Source organism: Nonomuraea sp. NPDC005501, assembly GCF_040605905.1.
Lineage (GTDB): Bacteria > Actinomycetota > Actinomycetes > Streptosporangiales > Streptosporangiaceae > Nonomuraea.
On sequence record NZ_JBEXDT010000035.1, the window covers coordinates 29,840 to 46,488 of the forward strand.

At 72.4% G+C, this 16,649-nt stretch carries 14 protein-coding genes and 1 pseudogene; 7 read left to right on the forward strand and 8 right to left on the reverse strand.

Features of this window, described 5'->3' with window-relative positions; all coding sequences use genetic code 11:
- Nucleotides 1–57: 57 nt before the first annotated feature.
- Nucleotides 58–786 carry a LysR substrate-binding domain-containing protein gene (locus tag ABZS51_RS18850; protein ID WP_355442329.1) on the reverse strand — a complete coding sequence of 243 codons (729 nt, stop codon included), beginning with the start codon at nt 784–786 and terminating at the stop codon, nt 58–60.
- Between the two features lie 55 nt (nt 787–841).
- Here ABZS51_RS18850 and ABZS51_RS18855 point away from each other — a divergent pair, with 55 nt between their 5' ends.
- Together ABZS51_RS18855 and ABZS51_RS18860 are read left to right on the forward strand one after the other, a co-directional pair.
- Nucleotides 842–1,213, forward strand: coding sequence for a DUF5997 family protein (locus ABZS51_RS18855; RefSeq protein WP_355442332.1), 372 nt, complete (start codon nt 842–844; stop codon nt 1,211–1,213).
- A 246-nt stretch (nt 1,214–1,459) separates the two neighbouring features.
- Entirely contained in the window at nt 1,460–1,855 is a 396-nt protein-coding gene (locus ABZS51_RS18860; protein WP_355442335.1) for a hypothetical protein, read from the forward strand.
- A 276-nt stretch (nt 1,856–2,131) separates the two neighbouring features.
- On the opposite strand, the gene ABZS51_RS18865 is transcribed toward ABZS51_RS18860, so the two are convergent.
- From ABZS51_RS18865 to ABZS51_RS18880, 4 genes are all read right to left on the reverse strand, one after another.
- Nucleotides 2,132–6,133: a S8 family serine peptidase gene (locus tag ABZS51_RS18865; RefSeq protein ID WP_355442338.1), complete on the reverse strand. Its 4,002-nt coding sequence runs from the start codon at nt 6,131–6,133 to the stop codon at nt 2,132–2,134.
- Between the two features lie 63 nt (nt 6,134–6,196).
- Nucleotides 6,197–6,358 carry a hypothetical protein gene (locus ABZS51_RS18870; RefSeq protein WP_355442341.1) on the reverse strand — a complete coding sequence of 54 codons (162 nt, stop codon included), beginning with the start codon at nt 6,356–6,358 and terminating at the stop codon, nt 6,197–6,199.
- A gap of 84 nt (nt 6,359–6,442) precedes the next feature.
- Nucleotides 6,443–9,316, reverse strand: a complete 2,874-nt coding sequence (locus tag ABZS51_RS18875; RefSeq protein WP_355442344.1) for an AAA family ATPase — start codon at nt 9,314–9,316, stop codon at nt 6,443–6,445.
- A 99-nt stretch (nt 9,317–9,415) separates the two neighbouring features.
- Nucleotides 9,416–10,285, reverse strand: a complete 870-nt coding sequence (locus ABZS51_RS18880) for a patatin-like phospholipase family protein (RefSeq protein WP_355442347.1) — start codon at nt 10,283–10,285, stop codon at nt 9,416–9,418.
- A gap of 277 nt (nt 10,286–10,562) precedes the next feature.
- Between ABZS51_RS18880 and ABZS51_RS18885 the strand changes: the two genes are divergently transcribed.
- Nucleotides 10,563–11,663, forward strand: coding sequence for an FAD-dependent monooxygenase (locus ABZS51_RS18885; protein WP_355442350.1), 1,101 nt, complete (start codon nt 10,563–10,565; stop codon nt 11,661–11,663).
- A 30-nt stretch (nt 11,664–11,693) separates the two neighbouring features.
- Here ABZS51_RS18885 and ABZS51_RS18890 read toward each other — a convergent pair whose 3' ends face one another.
- Together ABZS51_RS18890 and ABZS51_RS18895 are read right to left on the reverse strand one after the other, a co-directional pair.
- Complete coding sequence (locus ABZS51_RS18890; RefSeq protein WP_355442353.1) at nt 11,694–12,998, reverse strand: FAD-binding oxidoreductase; 1,305 nt, start codon at nt 12,996–12,998, stop codon at nt 11,694–11,696.
- 28 nt (nt 12,999–13,026) lie between these two features.
- Nucleotides 13,027–13,281: a hypothetical protein gene (locus ABZS51_RS18895; RefSeq protein WP_355442356.1), complete on the reverse strand. Its 255-nt coding sequence runs from the start codon at nt 13,279–13,281 to the stop codon at nt 13,027–13,029.
- On the opposite strand from ABZS51_RS18895, the pseudogene ABZS51_RS18900 reads away from it, so the two are divergent.
- Nucleotides 13,265–13,312 (forward strand): annotated as a pseudogene (locus tag ABZS51_RS18900) (hypothetical protein); the annotation flags it as partial. The gene ABZS51_RS18895 and the pseudogene ABZS51_RS18900 sit on opposite strands and share 17 nt — an antisense overlap.
- A gap of 200 nt (nt 13,313–13,512) precedes the next feature.
- Nucleotides 13,513–14,094, forward strand: a complete 582-nt coding sequence (locus ABZS51_RS18905) for a LysR family substrate-binding domain-containing protein (protein ID WP_355442439.1) — start codon at nt 13,513–13,515, stop codon at nt 14,092–14,094.
- 38 nt (nt 14,095–14,132) lie between these two features.
- On the opposite strand, the gene ABZS51_RS18910 is transcribed toward ABZS51_RS18905, so the two are convergent.
- Complete coding sequence (locus ABZS51_RS18910; protein WP_355442358.1) at nt 14,133–14,633, reverse strand: Lrp/AsnC family transcriptional regulator; 501 nt, start codon at nt 14,631–14,633, stop codon at nt 14,133–14,135.
- A gap of 63 nt (nt 14,634–14,696) precedes the next feature.
- Here ABZS51_RS18910 and ABZS51_RS18915 point away from each other — a divergent pair, with 63 nt between their 5' ends.
- On the forward strand, nt 14,697–15,593 hold the full coding sequence (locus tag ABZS51_RS18915) for an EamA family transporter (RefSeq protein ID WP_355442361.1): 897 nt from the start codon (nt 14,697–14,699) through the stop codon (nt 15,591–15,593).
- Nucleotides 15,590–16,570, forward strand: coding sequence for an aldo/keto reductase (locus tag ABZS51_RS18920; RefSeq protein WP_355442363.1), 981 nt, complete (start codon nt 15,590–15,592; stop codon nt 16,568–16,570). Before ABZS51_RS18915 ends, ABZS51_RS18920 begins: the two co-directional genes overlap by 4 nt.
- Nucleotides 16,571–16,649: the final 79 nt, after the last annotated feature.

Genomic DNA, 16,649 nt, shown 5'->3' on the forward strand with positions numbered 1-16,649 from the left:
CCCCGTCCCCCTGTGGGGGGCGGGGCCGCTGCCGAGCCGGAGGCTCAGGGCCGCGGGTCACCTAGGCCGGTGGCCCTTCTTTCTACGGTTGGCCGGTACGGCGCGGCGGCCGGAGGCGGCCTGTGCGGGTTTCTGCGCCTGCCGCTGTGCCGGTTTCTTGGCAGGGGGAGCTGGGGTACGGCCCCGCGAGCTGTTCACGGTCCGGCCGCGGACGATGCCGATGAAATCGTCCACCAGGTCAGTGGTCGCGTCCGTGGGCCAGGCCAGCGCGACCTGGGACTGCGGCGCGTCCGTCACCGGCCGGTAGGTGAGATCCCTGCGGTGGTGGAGGCGTGCCAGCGACTGCGGAACCAGGAGAAGCCCCGTGCCGGCCGCGACCATCTCGACTGCGTCCGCCGTTGTGGCCGGGCGGGTGAACGCGGGCAGCCCGGGCCGGTCCGTCCACTCGATGCTGTCGTCCAGAGGATGGAACACCTCGTCGTCGGCGAGGTCGGCGACGGCCACCTCGTCGGCGGCGGCCACCGCGTGATCCTTGGGCACCACGACCACCGTGGTCTCCACGTAGAGAGGAATCACGCTGAGCCCGTCCCGATCGACCGGCAGCCTGACGAATCCGGCGTCAGCCCCGCCATCCCGCAGAAGTCCCACCACCTCGGCGGCGGGAACCGCGGCCAGGGCAACCGGCACGCCGGGCATCCTCTCGGTCCAGACGTTGACCCATTTCGCGGGTGTCACCCCAGGCGCGTACGCCAGCCGGAACACCTTGCCGGTCTCCCCATCAGTCACTTCCTCAGGGTACCGATGTCCGGGGAACCCGTTCCGACTGACTACGCTTGGCGCCATGACCTCGTCCAAACCGAAGACCATCCAGACGATGAAGCCCGAGACCGCGGCCAAGAAGCTGGGTGTCCTCCTCTCGGCCACCCCCGCCGAGTTCCAGGCGGGTGTCGTCTCCAGGGACGAGTTGAACGAGTTGCAGTCGAAGCCCCCCGCGTGGCTCGCTGACCTGCGTCGCAACGGCCCGCACCCCAAGCAGGTCGTCGCCGCGAAGCTCGGGGTCTCCATTTCCGGCCTGGCCAGAGGCGGGATCACCGGACCGCTCACCACGGCCGAGATCGACGAGCTGAAGGCGGAGAACCCGGCGTGGCTGGAGCGCGAGCGGTCCGTCCAGGCCGAGGCCCGCAAAGAAGCGCTCCGCCTCAAGCAACGCTAGGCAGCACGTCTCCGACCCGGGACGAGCCCGCCGAACGAACGGCCTCAGGTCGCTCCGACCGTCCGCAGCGGCTAGCTTCACAGAGTGGACGATGATCTCTCATCCAGGCCGGTGACCGACGTGGAGGTCGCTCTCGGAGTCGGCCTCATGGTGCTGCTGCTTCTCCTGCCCACCATCATCTGGCTTGCCATGGTGTTGTCGCGCCACCGAAGATAGAGGACGAGCGTTGCCGAGCAGAGGGGTGCGTTGAGCAGGTACGTCATCGGGCCGGATGTGGCCCTTCGGCTGGCTCACGACGAGGCCGTGGTCCCCGCCGAGCACCGGCTCCTGGCTCCCACGCTCATTCGCTCCCAGCTGCTGGCGCACCTCTACCAGGCCGTCCGCTCGGGTGAGATGGCCCAGAAGGACGCCGATCGCCTGCTCGCTCACGTGCGAGGGCTGCGGATCCGGCTGCTCGGTGACCGCGTCCTCCAGAACCTCGCGTGGAAGATCGCCGACCGGCTCGGGTGGCCCGACACGTACACCGCCGAGTACATCGCCCTGACCCGGCTCCAGGCCGACGCGTTCATCACGCTTGACGCGGAGCTCGCCGAGGCCGTCGAGGGCCTGGTCGCGACGGCGCCCGTCGAGGCCCTGTCCTGATCGGACGGTGCTCGTCACGGGGGCGTGGCGCAGACGCACGAGGCGCGCAGGGCACCCGGGTCGACTGTTTGTCGCCGGTGCCGTGCCGGTCGGACCATTCGCCGCCGGCTCCCGGGCAGGTGCCGCAGATCGGGCTCTCCGGCTGCTGGTCGTCGCGCACGTCTCTCACCGTAGTCGTATCGCTGCTCCTTGTATGTGACCCGGGCGGGCCATGGAGATGGCCGTGCCCTCGGTCGCGTCCGCGGACGTCCACCGAGGGCACGGCTCACGAGGGTGTCAGTGCGCTCGGAGGGTGAACGCGCGGGTGCTGGTCAGCTTGACCCGGTTGCCTGCCTCGTCCCAGGCCTCGGCCTTGAGGGTCACCGCGCCCCTGGTGTCCTTCAGCGCCGGGTACCTTGTGCCGGCGGTGTAGGTCCCGTCGGCGCGGCGCTTCAGCGTGGCGGGTTTCCAGGTGGCGCCGTCGTCGGTGCTGGCCCACAGCTTCAGCCCGGCGATCTTGGGCATCTTGGCGGCGGACGGCGAGTGGTAGGCCTCCACCTGGAAGGTGTGGGCGCGACCGGCGGCGACGGTGTTGTCCATCGCCTGACTGGTGCCGAGGTCATAGCTGACGAAGACGGCGGGGACCGGCCTGCAGTGCTCGCCGTACCCCTCCAGGAACCACGAGTTGCAGTTGACGCCAGGCTGGCGTGCCTGGTCGGCGGGCGGCGCGGTGAAGGTCCACTCGACGTCGTGCCTGGCGTTCTTCGCGGTCAGCCGGTAGCTGCCGGTGGAGGCGGGCAGCTGGTAGCGCGGCGCCTTGGGGAACGGCTCCGCTCCCACGGCCTGGACCTCGGCTCCGTCGCGATACAGGTGGAGCTCATAGTCCGGGGTGAACGGCTCGTCCAGCGACCAGAACGCCGTGCTGTCGTCCCGGTCGTCACCGACCCCGGCCACCTCGGAGACATCGGTCCAGAGCTTGTCGCCCTGTACGCAGATGGCGCAGTAGATGCCGAGGCCCCACTTCTCCAGGACCCCGCTGTCCGGGTCGGCGAGGGCCGTCACGTTGTCCGGCACGGTCGCCGCACCCGGGGTGCTGGGCGCGGTCCACCACCGCTGGGTGCTGCGGCCGGGTCGGTCATAGACGTCCATGCGGTAGCGGATGTGGTCCGGTCGGCCGATGACCTCGATGCCGCGGTGGTGCAGGACGGCCGGGTCGGTGGGCCACACCCAGTCGGTGCGCGACTTCGGTCCGACGAAGGTGGTGTCCGCGTCGGCGGGGCTGGTGACCCATCGCATCCCGTCGTCCTGCTTGTAGACCCAGCGGAAGTCGTGGTACTTCGCCGGCTGGGCGGCGTGGACCTCCATGTCGACCTGGGCCAGGTCCCGCTTGCTCAACGACTGGTGCATCGAGCGGGGGATCCGCCCCTCGAAGTAGGGGGTGAACACGTAGGTGTAGGGCGTCTCCGGCGTTCCCACCGTGCGCACCGTGACCTTGTCGCGGGTGAGCTGCTGCCGCAGCGCCAGCCCTTCCTTCGTGGACAGGTAAGCGATGGCGATCCCCACCGGCTTCTCGGGGCCGGTGTACGGCTTCTGCGCGATGCCCAGCGGGATGGGGCAGCCGGACCCCTCCGTGGGGTAGATCGCCAGGCCGGCGGCTCCGGCGTCCCTGGCCGGGCCGATGCGCTCGATCTGGGCGCCGCAGACGGGGTTGCCGAGCATGTCCACCGCGTGGTCGGCCGCCATCAGCACGAGCTTGCCGCGCAGATCACGGCCGGCGATCTCCTCGGGAGTCCCCAGGCCGACGTCGACGACCTCGAGATCCTTCGTACCGGTGAACGGAGTCCAGTCGGGGTGGGAGTTCACCTGGCCGAGCCAGTGCACGTTGGCCGCCGGATGCAGCGTCAGCTGCTTCGGCTTGCGGACGCTCATGGCGATCTCCGGCTGCCCGAGCGTCCAGAAGGTGGCGAAGCGGAAGGCGCCCTTGGCGACCTTCTCGGTGGGCAGCACCCACAGCTTGCCCCACGAGCCGACCGGGACCTCCTGCTCCATGCCTGCCGCGTAGACGTCGCCGCCCGCGACGGTCCGCTGGTAGAAGGCGGTGTAGGAGTTGTTCAGCGGCTCGGCGGGCTGCGGGGTGTCGAAGCGCACCTGCGTGGTCCGCCGGGCGTCGAGCGTGATCTCGGTGTCGCCGGTGACGGCGAGCTCCGGCCGGAACAGCCAGGCGCGGTTGCTCCGGCTGTCCTCGTCCACCCAGTCCATGACCTGCAGCAGGCTGATGGTCCCGGACGGGACCCGGGTGACGACCGTGCCCTCCTCGGCGATCCAGTGCGGGCCGGGCAGCAGCCCCTTGTCGCCCTCGACGTCGATGACGTCCATGGCGAACGGGCTGCGGGGCTTGCCGTCCCGGTCCAGGGTGTGGATGGTGAGCTCGAAGGTCGGGGCCTCGCGCACGACGCCCACCGGGGTGGTCAGGCGCACGTCGCCCGCCTCCGCCGTCACCGCTCCGCCGTACGTGCCGAGCTTCAGGCCATCGGTGACCAGGGTGACGGTCGTGGTCGCGGTGCCCCTCGCCGGGACGGTCAGCGTGGCGTCGGCCGTGCTCAGCCTGTCGTCGGCGGCGCCCCCGCCGGAGGCGGCCAGGGCGGGCTTCAGGGTGAGGGTGACCGGCTGGTCGCCGGAGTTGACGTAGCCGAGTTCGCGCGTCTGCGGCTTGCCCGAGTCGTCCAGCCGGCCGAAGTCGACGTGGGACGTCACGGCGAAGACCTGCTGGGCGTCCGCGCGGGCCACGTCGAGCCGTCCCGCGCCGCGCTGGTAGACGTGCTGGCCGACGTCCTTGGCAGTCGACATCAGCGCGGCCTTCAGCTGCCCGGGCTTCCAGTCCGGATGCTGCTGCGCGATGATCGCCGCGGCTCCCGCCACGTGCGGGGTGGCCATCGAGGTGCCGGACGCCTTGGTGTAGCGCTCGTCCACCGGAGTGCCCATCGAGGTGCCCGAGGCGCGGGCCGCCGCGATGTCCACGCCGGGCGCGGTGATGTCCGGCTTGAGGGCGCCGTCGAGGCGCGGTCCCTGGCTGGAGAAGGAGGCCCGCGCGTCACTCTTGTCGACCGCGGCGACGGTCAGCGCCGCCTCGGCCGTGCCGGGCGTGGACACCGTCTCCGGGCCGCCCGCGTTGCCCGCCGCGATCACGAACAGCGCGCCGGTGGAGGCGGTGAGGCCGTTGACCGCCTGGCTCATCGGGTCGGTTCCGTCGGTCGCGTTCGCGCCCAGGCTCATGCTGACGACCTTGGCGCCGCCGGCGGTCGCCCACTCCATCGCCTCGATGATCCCGGACTCCTCGCCCGAGCCGGCGTTGCTGAGCACCTTGCCGACCAGCAGCCGAGCGCCCGGGGCGACGCCCTTGTTGCGGCCGCCGGACGCGGCGCCGCTGCCCGCGATCGTGGAGGCCACGTGGGTGCCGTGCCCGTGACCGTCCTGAACGGTCTCTCCCGGGATGAACGAGCGGGACTCGGCGATCTTCCCGGCGAGGTCGGGATGCGAGGCGTCGACGCCGGTGTCCAGCACCGCCACCTTCACGCCCGTCCCGTCGTGGCCGGCGGCCCACGCCTGCGGGGCGCCGATCATCGGCACGCTCTCCGCCAGGTCGGCCTTGACCTTGCCGTCGAGCCAGATCTTGGAGATCCCGCCGCGCAGTGCGCCCCCGGACCTGGTTGAGGCCGTCTCCGCGCGCACCGCGCCCCAGAAGGAGCCCGCCTCGGCCTTGGAGACGTCGAGGGCGGCGGCGTCGATGCTCTCCAGCGTCGTGGTGGGGGCGCTGGCGGGGAGGGCGTCGGCGGAGCTCCTGAGCCCGGCCGCGGAGCCGCCCTCCGGATACTGCACGATGACGGGCAGCCGCTTGGTCAGCTCGTCGGTGTAGCCGTTCTCGGCCAGGTACTTGACGTTGAACAGCTCCCGGTCCAGCCGTCCGGCCTGGATGGCGGGGAAGGCGTCGTCGGGCAGGGCGTACACGCCCTTCGGGCCGGACTGGACGAACAGCGAGGACTGGCGGCCGTCCGGCCGGGTGGTTCCCACGCCGTGGACCGTGTACCGGCCGCCGCCGGTGTCGGTCAGCTCGACCTTGTCACCGGTGATCAGCGTGATGGTGTGCGGTCCCTTGCCGAGCCCGTGGAGCTCGAACGGCTGAGCCGGCTGCTCCTTCCGGGGCGGCTCCTGGGCCTGCACCGCCGTGGGGTGCGCCAGCGCGACGGCGACCAACGCGAGCGTCGAGGTGAGCGCGGCCGTACCGCGCCGCAGCCGGCTCACGCGCCCGTCCCGGGCGGCGATCCTTGCGTGATCATGAGAGGTGCTTCGCCTTTCGATGGGGGGTCAGATCGGCTCGAAGCCTTCGGGAAGCCGGGGCGGCCGGGGCGGGGCCGCCGGTTCCTCGTCCGGCTGCGGAGCCGGCTCTGAGGCCGGCTCCGCGCCCGGCTCTGGGCCCGGCTGCGGGTCGGGCGCGCGGTCGTCGCGTACGAGCTCGTCTTCGGGCATGGATCAAGGGTGGCCGTGACGGCACCAGCCTGGGTATGGGGCGAAGCTGGGGTGAACACCCCATTTCCGGATCAGAGGTCGGGGTCAGGTGCCCGTCCGGCCCGCCAGCCGGCCGGCCAGCTCGGTGCGCGAGCGCGCCCCCAGCTTGCGCATGGCGACGCCGAGGTGCTTGTCGACCGTCTTCGGCGACAGGAACATCTGCCTGGCGATCTCCTGGTTGGTCAGCCCGGACGCGGCCAGCCGGGCCACCTGCATCTGCCTGGCCGACAGGCCCGGCGCGCCGTCGCCGTCGGCTCGACGTACCCGGGAGACGGGCCGCAGGCCCCAGCGGCGGCCCAGCCGCGTCGCCCGGTCCATGTCCCAGCGGGCGTCGAGCCGCGTGTAGGCGGTGATCGCGCGCTCCAGCGTGCTCTCGGCCGCGGGGTGGCCCAGCTCGAACAGGCACGCTGCGGCCTGCTCCGCGACCTGGGCCGCGTCGTAGGCGGCCGGCAGCCGATCGTAGGCCTCGCCGGCGGCGGTGAACCGTTCGGCCGCCTGAGCCCACCGCCCCGCGGCCATGTCGAGCAGCCCCCGCGCGTGCTCAAGAGCGGGTACGGCCAGCGGCGCGTCCAGTCCCCGCAGCCGGACTCCGTACCGGTCGGCCGTCTCGGCCGCCTCGTCCGGCCGGCCCGCCGACAGCAGCGCCTCGACCAGCGCGGGAACGGCCCGTACGCCGATCGGCCAGAGATCGCTGGCCTCCCAGGCCGCGACGGCCCCGGACGTCTCCGCGAGCGCCGGCTCGGCCGCGCCGCGGGCCGCCGCGAGCCTCAGCAGCATGGCCACGGGCAGGGGGAGCAGGTCGCTGTCGCCTCTGGCGTCCGCTTCGCGGATCACCTCCAGCAGCCGGACGTGCGCGGTGTCGAGGGCGCCCGGCGCGGCGGCGAGGCAGGCCGTGAGGCAGCCCAGCTGGATGCGCTCGGCCGGACGCTGGGCGTACTGGTCGCGCAGTGCCTCGATCTCCTCGCGCAGGCCGTCCCAGGAGCCGGCCAGGTAGCGCGCCATGGCGAGGTCCAGCCTGAGCCGGAACTCGTCCGCCGGCGAGGCGTGCGAGCTGCGGCCGCTGTCGAGAGCCGCATCCAGCAGCCGCACCGCGCGCCGGTGGTGGCCGGCCAGCGTGGCCGTTCCGCCGACGGACTTGTAGGCGACGGTCTCCTGCTTGTTGACGGCACGGCCGCCCGTCTCCTCCAGGATGCGGTCGGTCAGCTCCGCCCAGCGGGGATCGCCGACCACGACGAACACCATCGCGATCTTGCCCAGCACGAGCAGCCGCGTGCCCCTGTCGCCGTCGGCCGGCAGGGTGTCCAGGGCGCGTTCCAGCCACGACATGCGCTCGTCGAGCGGCAGGTCGGTGATCGTCGGAACGCCCAGGCCCACCATGGCCCAGGCCGCGTACTCGGGCAGCTCCTCCAGGTCGTCGATCGCGTCCACGAACACCTGGCGGATCCGTCGCTGGTCGACCCGGGTCACGTCGAGGTTCAGGCCCAGCAGGAAGCGCAGCTCGCCGCGTACGCGTCCGGGCAGGTCGTGGCGCAGGGCCTCGGTGAGCAGCTCGGCGATGTTGGGGACGCGCAGCACGTTGATGGCCACCCAGCCGAGGCGGATGGTCAGCTCCGCCCGCCGTACCGGCTCCAGCTCGGCGTGCCGGAGCACGTCCTCCAGCAGGCGGGCCGCTTCGGCGTCGTTGCCGAGCGCGGTCGCGTGCTCGGCGGCTGTGACGGCGGCCTCCATCCACTCCGCCGACCGTCCCGCGTACCGCAGGTGGTGCGCCATCTGGCCGAGCGGCACCGGGCGCAACGCGCGCACCGCCCCCGCGGCCCCGGCGTGCAGCGCCTGACGGCGTCCCGGCGGGATGCCCTCGTAGACCGCCTGCGCGGCCAGTACGTGGCGGAAGCCCACCAGCCCGTCGCGCTCGGCGAGCAGCCCGGAGCCGAGGGCTTCGTCCAGCCCGCCGAGGCCGGGCAGGCCGGCGACCTCGGCCAGCGTCGCGGCCGGAACCGCGAGCTGGAGCACGGCGGCCGCCTGCGTCACCGCCCGCGCCGGCTCCGGCAGGCCCGCCACCCGTTCCTGGACCGAGGCCAGCACCCCGGCCGGCACGTCCAGCTCGTCCAGCGCGCGGCGCGCCCAGCCGCCCTCCCACCTGATCAGCGCCCCCCGCGAGCGCAGCAGGGCCAGCAGCTCCTGGATCGCCAGCGGCAGCCCCGAGGAGCGGGCGGACAAGTGCTCGGCGAACTCGGCCGACACCTCGTCGGTGTCCAGGATGGCGGCGGCCAGCGCCCGGGTGGCCGCCACGTCCAGCGGCCGGAGGGCGAGGTGTTCGTGGGCGATCCTGTCCGGCGGTCGCGCGGTCAGCGCCCTGAGCGCGGCGCCGGCCTCCTCCCCCCGGTAGGTGAGCACTACGCTCAGTGTGTCCGGCAGCAGGCCCACCAGGTAGCCGAGGAACTCGGCCGTCTGCTGGTCGCCCCAGTGCAGGTCCTCCACGACCAGGACCGCCGGGCCGAGCGCGGACAGCACGTCGGTCAGCCCCCGGAACAGCCGGTGCCGCTCGGCCGCCCGGTCCTCCAGCGGCGGCAGCGGCTCGGGCAGGACGGCGGCGAGCTCGGGCAGCAACGCCCGTAACGCGCCGGCGACGGGCGACAACGGCGCGTCTTCGAGGTCGGCGGCGCTCCCGCGCAGCGCCTCCACGATCGGTCCCAGGGGGAACGGCTCCCTGATCCGCCCGCAGCCGCCCTTCAGCAGGCGCCGGCCGGCCAGCTCCGGGCGGGCGGCGAGCTCTCCGACCAGGCGGGACTTGCCGATGCCCGCCTCGCCCTCCACGACGGCGACGGACGGCGCGGCCGCGGCCGCCGCGACCAGCCGCTCCAGCTCGGCCTCACGCCCCACCAGGACGGGGGAGACCACCCGGCCAGCCGCGTGCTTCATCCACCGCTCCCGCTCCTCGCCTGATCATCGGACATTTAACTGGAAGGAGGGGTAAATGTCACTGGATGCGCCGTGCGTCCTGAGGAGCGCCCCGGACGCCTACACCCGGGCCGCCGGCCACACCTCGCGGATGCGGCCGGCGGCTTCGGCGCCCTGCCGTACCCCTGCCTGGTAGGCGGGGAGCCAGGAGGTGACCTCGCCGAGGTCGGAGCCGAAGACCTGGATGGTCTCGGCGTCGGGCGCGATCCGGACGACCGTGTCACCGGGCGGGGCGTCGGCGGGGAACAGGTGGGCGAGCGGCTCGACGAGGACCAGCACTCCGGCGCCGGCCGCCAGGGAAGCGTGGCTTCCGCCGCCGAAGGCGCCGTCCAGGTAGTGATGTCCGTTGACGGCGACCGGCGGGGTGGTGCCCGGCGCGGCCGAGCTGGCCGCGATGGCCGCGATCAGCGGCACCCCGCTGGTGCGATCCCATACTTGCGGCTCGCCGGTTTCGATGTTCACCGTGGTGATGAGCAGCGGCCGCTCGGGCCAGGCGCGGGCGGTGACCAGCCGGCCCATCCGCGTGAGGTGCTCCTCCTCGGTGATGGTCGCCGCCTCGAACGCCAGCCGCCCCACCCGCCGCAACGCCTCGGCGGGGGTCAGCGCGGGGTCGCCCAGCACGGCGAACACCTCCTCCTGCCGTACGGCGGGCGCCGGACGCGGCACGGCGGCGGAAGCGGGGACGGCGGCGGAAGCGGGGACGGAGGCGCCGGGGCGGGGAGCGGCGAAGCGGGTCAGGTCCTCGCCCGTTGCCAGCATGGCGCCCACGATCGCGCCCGCCGACGTACCGACGATCAGATCGGCCAGTGCCAGGTCCACGTCCCGGCGACCGAGTTCGGCCGCCAGGCCGGCCATCCACGCCGTGCCGACGAGGCCACCCGGACCGAGCACGACAGCCGTTCCAGCAGCAGGATCACGGTGTGATGTCATGGCCGACAGCTTGCTACCTCAAGACCACTTGAGGTCAAGTCGGCCTGCTGCTGACCCCGGCCAGGCTCGCGTCGACGGCCCCGCCGGCTCCGGGTGAGTCGTCGTTGGTCATTTCCTGACCAGAGGCTCAGCGGGATGAGGTCGCCCTGACGTACAGCTCATCTGCTACTCTATGCTGTCAATTGATTACTTTCGGTAGCGATGGGAGCTCGGTGTGAAGGTCGCCTGTGTCGGTGGGGGACCCGCCAGCCTGTACTTCTCGATCCTGATGAAGCGGATGGATTCGTCCCACGACATCACCGTCTACGAGCGCAACGCGGCCGGGTCGACCTACGGCTGGGGCGTGACCTACTGGGACGAACTCCTCAAGAATCTCCACGGCGCCGACCACGAGTCCGCGCTCGCCATCCGGGAGAGCTCCGTCCGGTGGGACAGCTTCGTCGCGCACGTCCGCGACCGGTGGACGGTCACGGTGGAGAACGGGGACGAGGGCTTCGGCGTCGGCCGGCACCGGCTGCTCGAGATCCTCACCGAGCGGGCCCGCTCTCTCGGCGTGCACGTCGAGTTCAATCACGAGGTCACCGGTGAGGAGGAGCTGGCCGACGCGGACCTCGTCGTCGCCGGCGACGGCGTCAACAGCTCACTGCGCGAGCGCCACGCCGACCACTTCGGCCCCGAGATCACGGTCGGGCGGAACATCTACACCTGGCTCGGCACCACCAAGGTCTTCGACGCCTTCACCTTCGCCTTCACGCAGACCGAGCACGGCTGGATCTGGTGCTACGGCTACGGGTTCAGCGAGACCCACAGCACCTGCGTCGTCGAGTGCTCGCCCGAGACCTGGAAGGGACTCGGGTTGCACCAGGCGAACGAGGCCGACAGCCTGGCCCTGCTGGAGAAGCTGTTCGCCGACATCCTGGACGGGCATCCGCTGATCGGCCGGGCGCACACCGACGGCAGCGCGCGCTGGCTGAACTTCCGCACCCTGACCAACCGGACGTGGTACCGCGGCAACCTGGTCCTGCTCGGCGACGCCGCGCACACCACGCACTACTCCATCGGCGCGGGCACCGCCCTGGCGCTGGCCGACGCCGCGTTCCTGGCCAGGGCGATCTACGAGGAGCCGGAGCTCCAGCCCGCCCTCGCGCGTTACGAGCGGGAGCGCAAGGCCGCGCTCGTGTCCGCCCAGCGGGCGGCCGGCAACAGCGCCCGGTGGTACGAGAACCTCCCGCGCTACGTCGGCCTCCCGCCGGAGCGGATGATCGCGCTGCTCGGCCAGCGGCACTCACGGGTCCTCCCGCACGTCCCGCCTGGGCTGTACTACCGGATGGACCAGCTGGTCGTGTGGCTGAAGTCGGTGCGCGGGTCCGGGCGCTGACGCGCGCCCTGACGCCCGTTCAGGACCGTCTCAGCCCTCCACCGGGAAGTTGGAGCGGAAGACGTTGTGCGGGTCGTGATGGCGCTTGACGCCGCGCAGCCGGGCGAGGGCGGCGGGGGTGAAGGCGTCGGCCGCCGTCTCGCCGGGGTTGAGGAAGGTGTACGGCTTGCGACCGCTGACGGGGAGGGACCCGGCGAGGCCGCGTTGCCTGGCGGTGACGGCCGCGGCCGTGGCGGGGTCGGCGGGGATGCCGAACAGGTAGAGCGCGTAGGGCTCGGCGAGCGGGCCGTGCGGGCTGTCGGAGGGGCCGGCCAGCGCGCCGCCCAGGTGCCGGATCTGCACGCTGAGCAGCGGTGCGATGGGTTCCGCCAGGAGTGTCTTGACCGCGGTGTCGTCCAGGTCGGTCAGCAGCTCGCCGCGCGAGGAGCCCGCGCCCGGGTCGGTGGGCTCGGCGGTGATGGACCCCAGCTCCGCGACCGACATGACGCGCCTCGAATCCGACAGTGGCTGGGGGAGGCCGTCCAGCGGGGCCAGCAGGTCGCGGGCCTCGCTCTCGTCACCGATGTAGGTGGCGTCCACGGCGACCATGGGCGCGGAGCCGGGGAAATGGAGCAGGTCCAGCCAGGCGGTGAGCGTGTCGGGGGCGGCGGCGGTGATCCGCCGGTAGGCGTCGATGACGGCGGGGGCGTGCTCGCCGTCCCACAGCGTCCGCCCGCCGTACAGGTGCGGCGCGGGGTGCAGAGACAGCTCCAGGGCGGTGACGACGGCGAAGTCGCCGCCCCCGCCGCGCAGCGCCCAGAACAGGTCCGGGTCGGACTCGGCGGTGAGATGCCGCTGCCGGCCTTCGGCGTCGACGACGTCGAAGGCGGTGACGCTGTCGGCGACCCAGCCGTGGGCGCGGCCGAACCAGCTCAGTCCGCCGCCGAGGGCCACGCCGGTGACGCTGACGACGGGGGAGCTGCCGGGCAGGCCGGTCAGGCCGTACGGCGCGGCGGCCGCCTGCAGGCGGCCCGAGGGCACGCCCGCGCCGATGCGGGCCCGGCGGGTCACCGGGTCGACGCGCAGGGCGTCCAGCCGGCGGGTGCGCAGCAGGATGGCGCCGTCGGTACGGCCGGTGGCGCCGTGCCCGTTCGGCTGGGTGGCGATGCCCAGCCCGGCGACGCGGGCGTGCCGGACGAGCGCGGCGATGTCGTCGGCGTCCGCGGCCTCGACCACGGCCGCCGCCGATTGCTCGACGGCCAGGTTCCAGGGACTGCGGGCGGCGTCGAAGCCGGGCTCGCCGGGCAGCCAGACCTGGCCGCGGACGACGGAGCGCAGAGTGCTCAGGGTGTTCATCGTTCTCTTTCTCGTGGTGGGGCGGGAGTCAGCCGGCGAAGATGGCCGCGGGGCCGCCGACGTACCAGGCGTTGTCGATGCGCATGCGGCGGATGCCCCAGCGCTCGCCGTCCCCGATCAGCCCCACATCGTAGGGGTTCTTCAGCAGGGCGAACGTGTCGCGGTCGGCGGCCGGCGGGTGCTGGGCCTCCACCAGCGCGGTCAGGCGCGATAATTCCACCGTCGCCGAGGAGCTGCACTTCGGCCGCTCCGCCGAACGACTGCGCGTGTCCACCTCCCGCATCAGCCAGACCATCGCCAAGCTGGAGCGCCGCATCGGCGTCCCGCTGTTCAACCGGACCAGCCGCCGCGTGCGGCTGACCGAAGTGGGACAGCAGCTGTACGAGGAGACGCGCCCCGCCTGGGACCAGATCGGCGCCGCGCTATCGGCGCCGCGCTCCTGCGCGCCGTCGACACCGGCCGCGGCCTCACCGGCACGCTCCGGGTCGCCTTCGTCGGCGCGGCCGGCGGCCAGCTGCTCGCCGGGGCCACCGAGCTGTTCCGGCAACGCCGGCCTGACTGCGAGGTCCGGCTCCGCGAGGCGCAGATGGTCGACCTCATGCCGTGGCTGCGGAGCGGCGCGGTGGACCTCGCCCTGGGCACGTTCCCGATCCACGAGTCCGACATCGTCACCGGGCCCGTGCTGGTGTCCGAAGCGCGGATGCTCGCCGTGCCCGCCCAGCACCCCTTCGCCCGCCGCGCATCGGTGTCCCCGGACGACCTGGCCAGGGTGAAGCTGCTGCAACTGCCGGACACGCTGCCCGACTCCCTGCGCGACGACCGGACCCCGAGGAACACCCCCGCCGGGCGGCCGATCGAGCCAGGTCCCTCCGCCTCCACCTTCAACGAGATGCTCACCCTCATCGGCGCCGGGCACGGCGTCTTTCCCGTCGGCGCGCAGGCCAGGCGCTACTACGCCCGCCCCGACGTCGCCTACGTCCCCTTCAGCGACGCCCAGCCACTGCGATGGGGACTGCTCTGGCGCGCCGAAGGCGCGACCGCCCGCGTCCACGCCTTCGCCGAGGCCGCCCACGATCTGGTCCGCGCCCGTACCTGACGACGCACCCGCCCGCCGTCCCCTCCCCGCTCCCCGTCCTAGTCCCCGCCGGCATCCGGGACCGGGAGGGGGCGGAGCGGGACCGGGGTGGAGACGACGATCGACGTCGTCGTCTGACCGTGGATGACGAAGCGGTCGATGATCTCCTCCAGCCCGGGCATCGACGGCGCGTGGACTTTCAGGATGAAGCAGTCGTCTCCGGTGATCCGGTGGCACTCGACCACGTTCGGCGTTCGGCGGGCGGCCTCGGCGACCTTGTGGAGCTGGCCGGGGCCGGGCCGGATGCGGACGAGCGCGGTCACGGTCATGCCGAGGGCCTCGGGCGCGACGTCCATGTGGAAGCCGGTGATGACGCCGGAGCGTTGGAGGCGCTGCACGCGTTCGGTGACCGCGGGAGCGGACATGCCGACCCGACGCGCGAGCTCGGACATCGACAGGCGAGGGTCGGCGTGCAGCTCGGCGAGCAACCGTGCGTTGACGGTGTCGATCGCCCTGGGGTCATAGGAGGTATGGCCTGAAGGCCTTGAATTCAACGGCAATTACGGCCCCTCACCTTAAGTAAGGCATTCAGCTGGGATGTCGCAGTTTGCAACGCTACTCCGGTGAAGTTGCCCGCCAATCCGGCGCACGCCACGTCGCGCCTGCGTGACCGGGTGCCGCCGCAGGCGTTCTTCGGCGTGAGCGCCGTCTTCCACTACCTCGGGCCGGCGTTCGCCGTCATGCTGTTCGAGCACGTCGGCGTGCTCGGGGTCGCCTGGCTCCGGATCTTCGGTGCCGCGGTGGTGTTCGCCGTCTGGCGCCGGCCGTGGCGGCTGGCCGGGCGGCTGCGGCCCGCGCAGCTCGGCCTGCTCCTCGCGCTCGGCGTGGTGCTGGCGGCCATGAACACCGTGTTCTACCTGGCCTGCGCCCGTATCCCACTGTCAACCGTCGGAGCGATCGAGTTCCTCGGCACGCTCGTGCTGGCCGCGATCGGCATGCGCAACGGCCGCAACCTGCTCGCGCTCGTGCTCGCCGTCGGCGGGGTCGTCGCTCTCGCCGACATCAGGCTCGTGGAGGAGCCTCTGGGGTTCGTCTTCGCGTTCGCCAACTGCGCGCTGTTCCTCGTGTACGTCATCCTCAGCCACCGCATCGCCAACACCGGCTCGGGCCTGAGCGGGATCGACCAGCTGGGCGCCGCCATGCTGATCGCCGCCGTCGCTGTGACGCCGTACGGTCTGGGCGACGCCACGGCAGCCTTCGCGCACCCGTCCTGGCTGCTCGCCGGGCTCGGCGTCGCCGTGTGCTCCTCGGTCATCCCCTACGTCACCGACCAGCTGGCGATGGCTCGCCTGCGCCGGGCGACCTTCGCGCTCATGCTCAGCATCCTTCCGGCGACCGCCACCGTCATCGGCCTGGCCGTGCTGGCGCAGGCCCCGACGGTGCAGGATCTCGCGGGCATCGCGCTGATCACGGCAGGCGTCGCGATCCACCAGGAACCCTCTGAGGAGAAGACAGCATGAAGTACGTGAGGCTCGGCACGTCCGGGCTGAAGGTGTCACGCATCTGCCTGGGCATGATGACCTTCGGCGACACCGTCACCAGGCGGTGGCACTTGGGGGAGGAGGCCGCGGAGCCCATCGTCAAGCAGGCGGCCGAGTCGGGCGTGACGTTCTTCGACACCGCTGACATGTATTCCGGCGGGGTCAGCGAGGAGATCACCGGGCGACTGCTCGCCCGCCTGTTCCCCCATCGCGATGACTACGTGCTCGCCACGAAGGTCTACTATCCGACCGGGTCCGGCCCCAACGACCGCGGACTGTCCCGCAAGCACATCATGGCCGCGATCGACGCCTCGCTACGCCGGTTGGGCACCGACTACGTCGACCTGTACCAGATTCACCGGCTGGATCGAGAAACGCCGATCGAGGAGACCATGGAGGCCCTGCACGATGTCGTCAAAGCCGGGAAGGCGCGTTATCTCGGGGCGTCCAGCATGAGCGCGTGGGAGTTCGCCAAAGCCCAGTACACCGCCCGGGCCGCAGGGTGGACGCGGTTCGTGTCGATGCAGAACCACTACAACCTGGTGTACCGAGAAGAGGAGCGGGAGATGATCCCGCTCTGCCGGGACCAGGGCGTCGCCGTGATCCCCTACAGCCCACTCGCACGCGGCATGCTCGCCGGCAACCGCACCCGCGACGGACGGCCCACCACCGTGCGGGCCGGCACCGACCCCCTCGCCGAGTCGCGGCACGACGAGGCCGACTTCGACGTCGTCGACGCGGTGAGGGCGCTCGCCGCCGAGCGTGACCGGTCACCGGCCCAAATCTCACTCGCCTGGCTGCTCGGCAGGCCCGGCGTGACGGCACCCGTCATCGGCGCCACCAAGGTCCACCACATCGACGAGGCGGTCGCGGCCCTGGACGTGGCACTGACCGGGGGAGAGACCGCCCGGCTCGAGGCACCGTACCGGCCGCATCCCGTCAGCGGCCACGAGTGATCACCGGTCGTGCGGTCCGTCGCACGCGAAGGCGTGGCGGGAGCGCGCACCCATCCGGTCAGGTCGGCCGGCCTGCCGG

Coding starts and splice junctions, on each gene's coding strand:
- ABZS51_RS18920 (WP_355442363.1), top strand. CDS start 15,590: ATGAAGTACGTGAGGCTCGGCACGTCCGGGCTGAAGGTGTCACGCATC.
- ABZS51_RS18875 (WP_355442344.1), bottom strand. CDS start 9,316: ATGAAGCACGCGGCTGGCCGGGTGGTCTCCCCCGTCCTGGTGGGGCGT.
- ABZS51_RS18870 (WP_355442341.1), bottom strand. CDS start 6,358: ATGCCCGAAGACGAGCTCGTACGCGACGACCGCGCGCCCGACCCGCAG.
- ABZS51_RS18895 (WP_355442356.1), bottom strand. CDS start 13,281: ATGCGGGAGGTGGACACGCGCAGTCGTTCGGCGGAGCGGCCGAAGTGC.
- ABZS51_RS18885 (WP_355442350.1), top strand. CDS start 10,563: ATGGATTCGTCCCACGACATCACCGTCTACGAGCGCAACGCGGCCGGG.
- ABZS51_RS18890 (WP_355442353.1), bottom strand. CDS start 12,998: ATGAACACCCTGAGCACTCTGCGCTCCGTCGTCCGCGGCCAGGTCTGG.
- ABZS51_RS18855 (WP_355442332.1), top strand. CDS start 842: ATGACCTCGTCCAAACCGAAGACCATCCAGACGATGAAGCCCGAGACC.
- ABZS51_RS18880 (WP_355442347.1), bottom strand. CDS start 10,285: ATGACATCACACCGTGATCCTGCTGCTGGAACGGCTGTCGTGCTCGGT.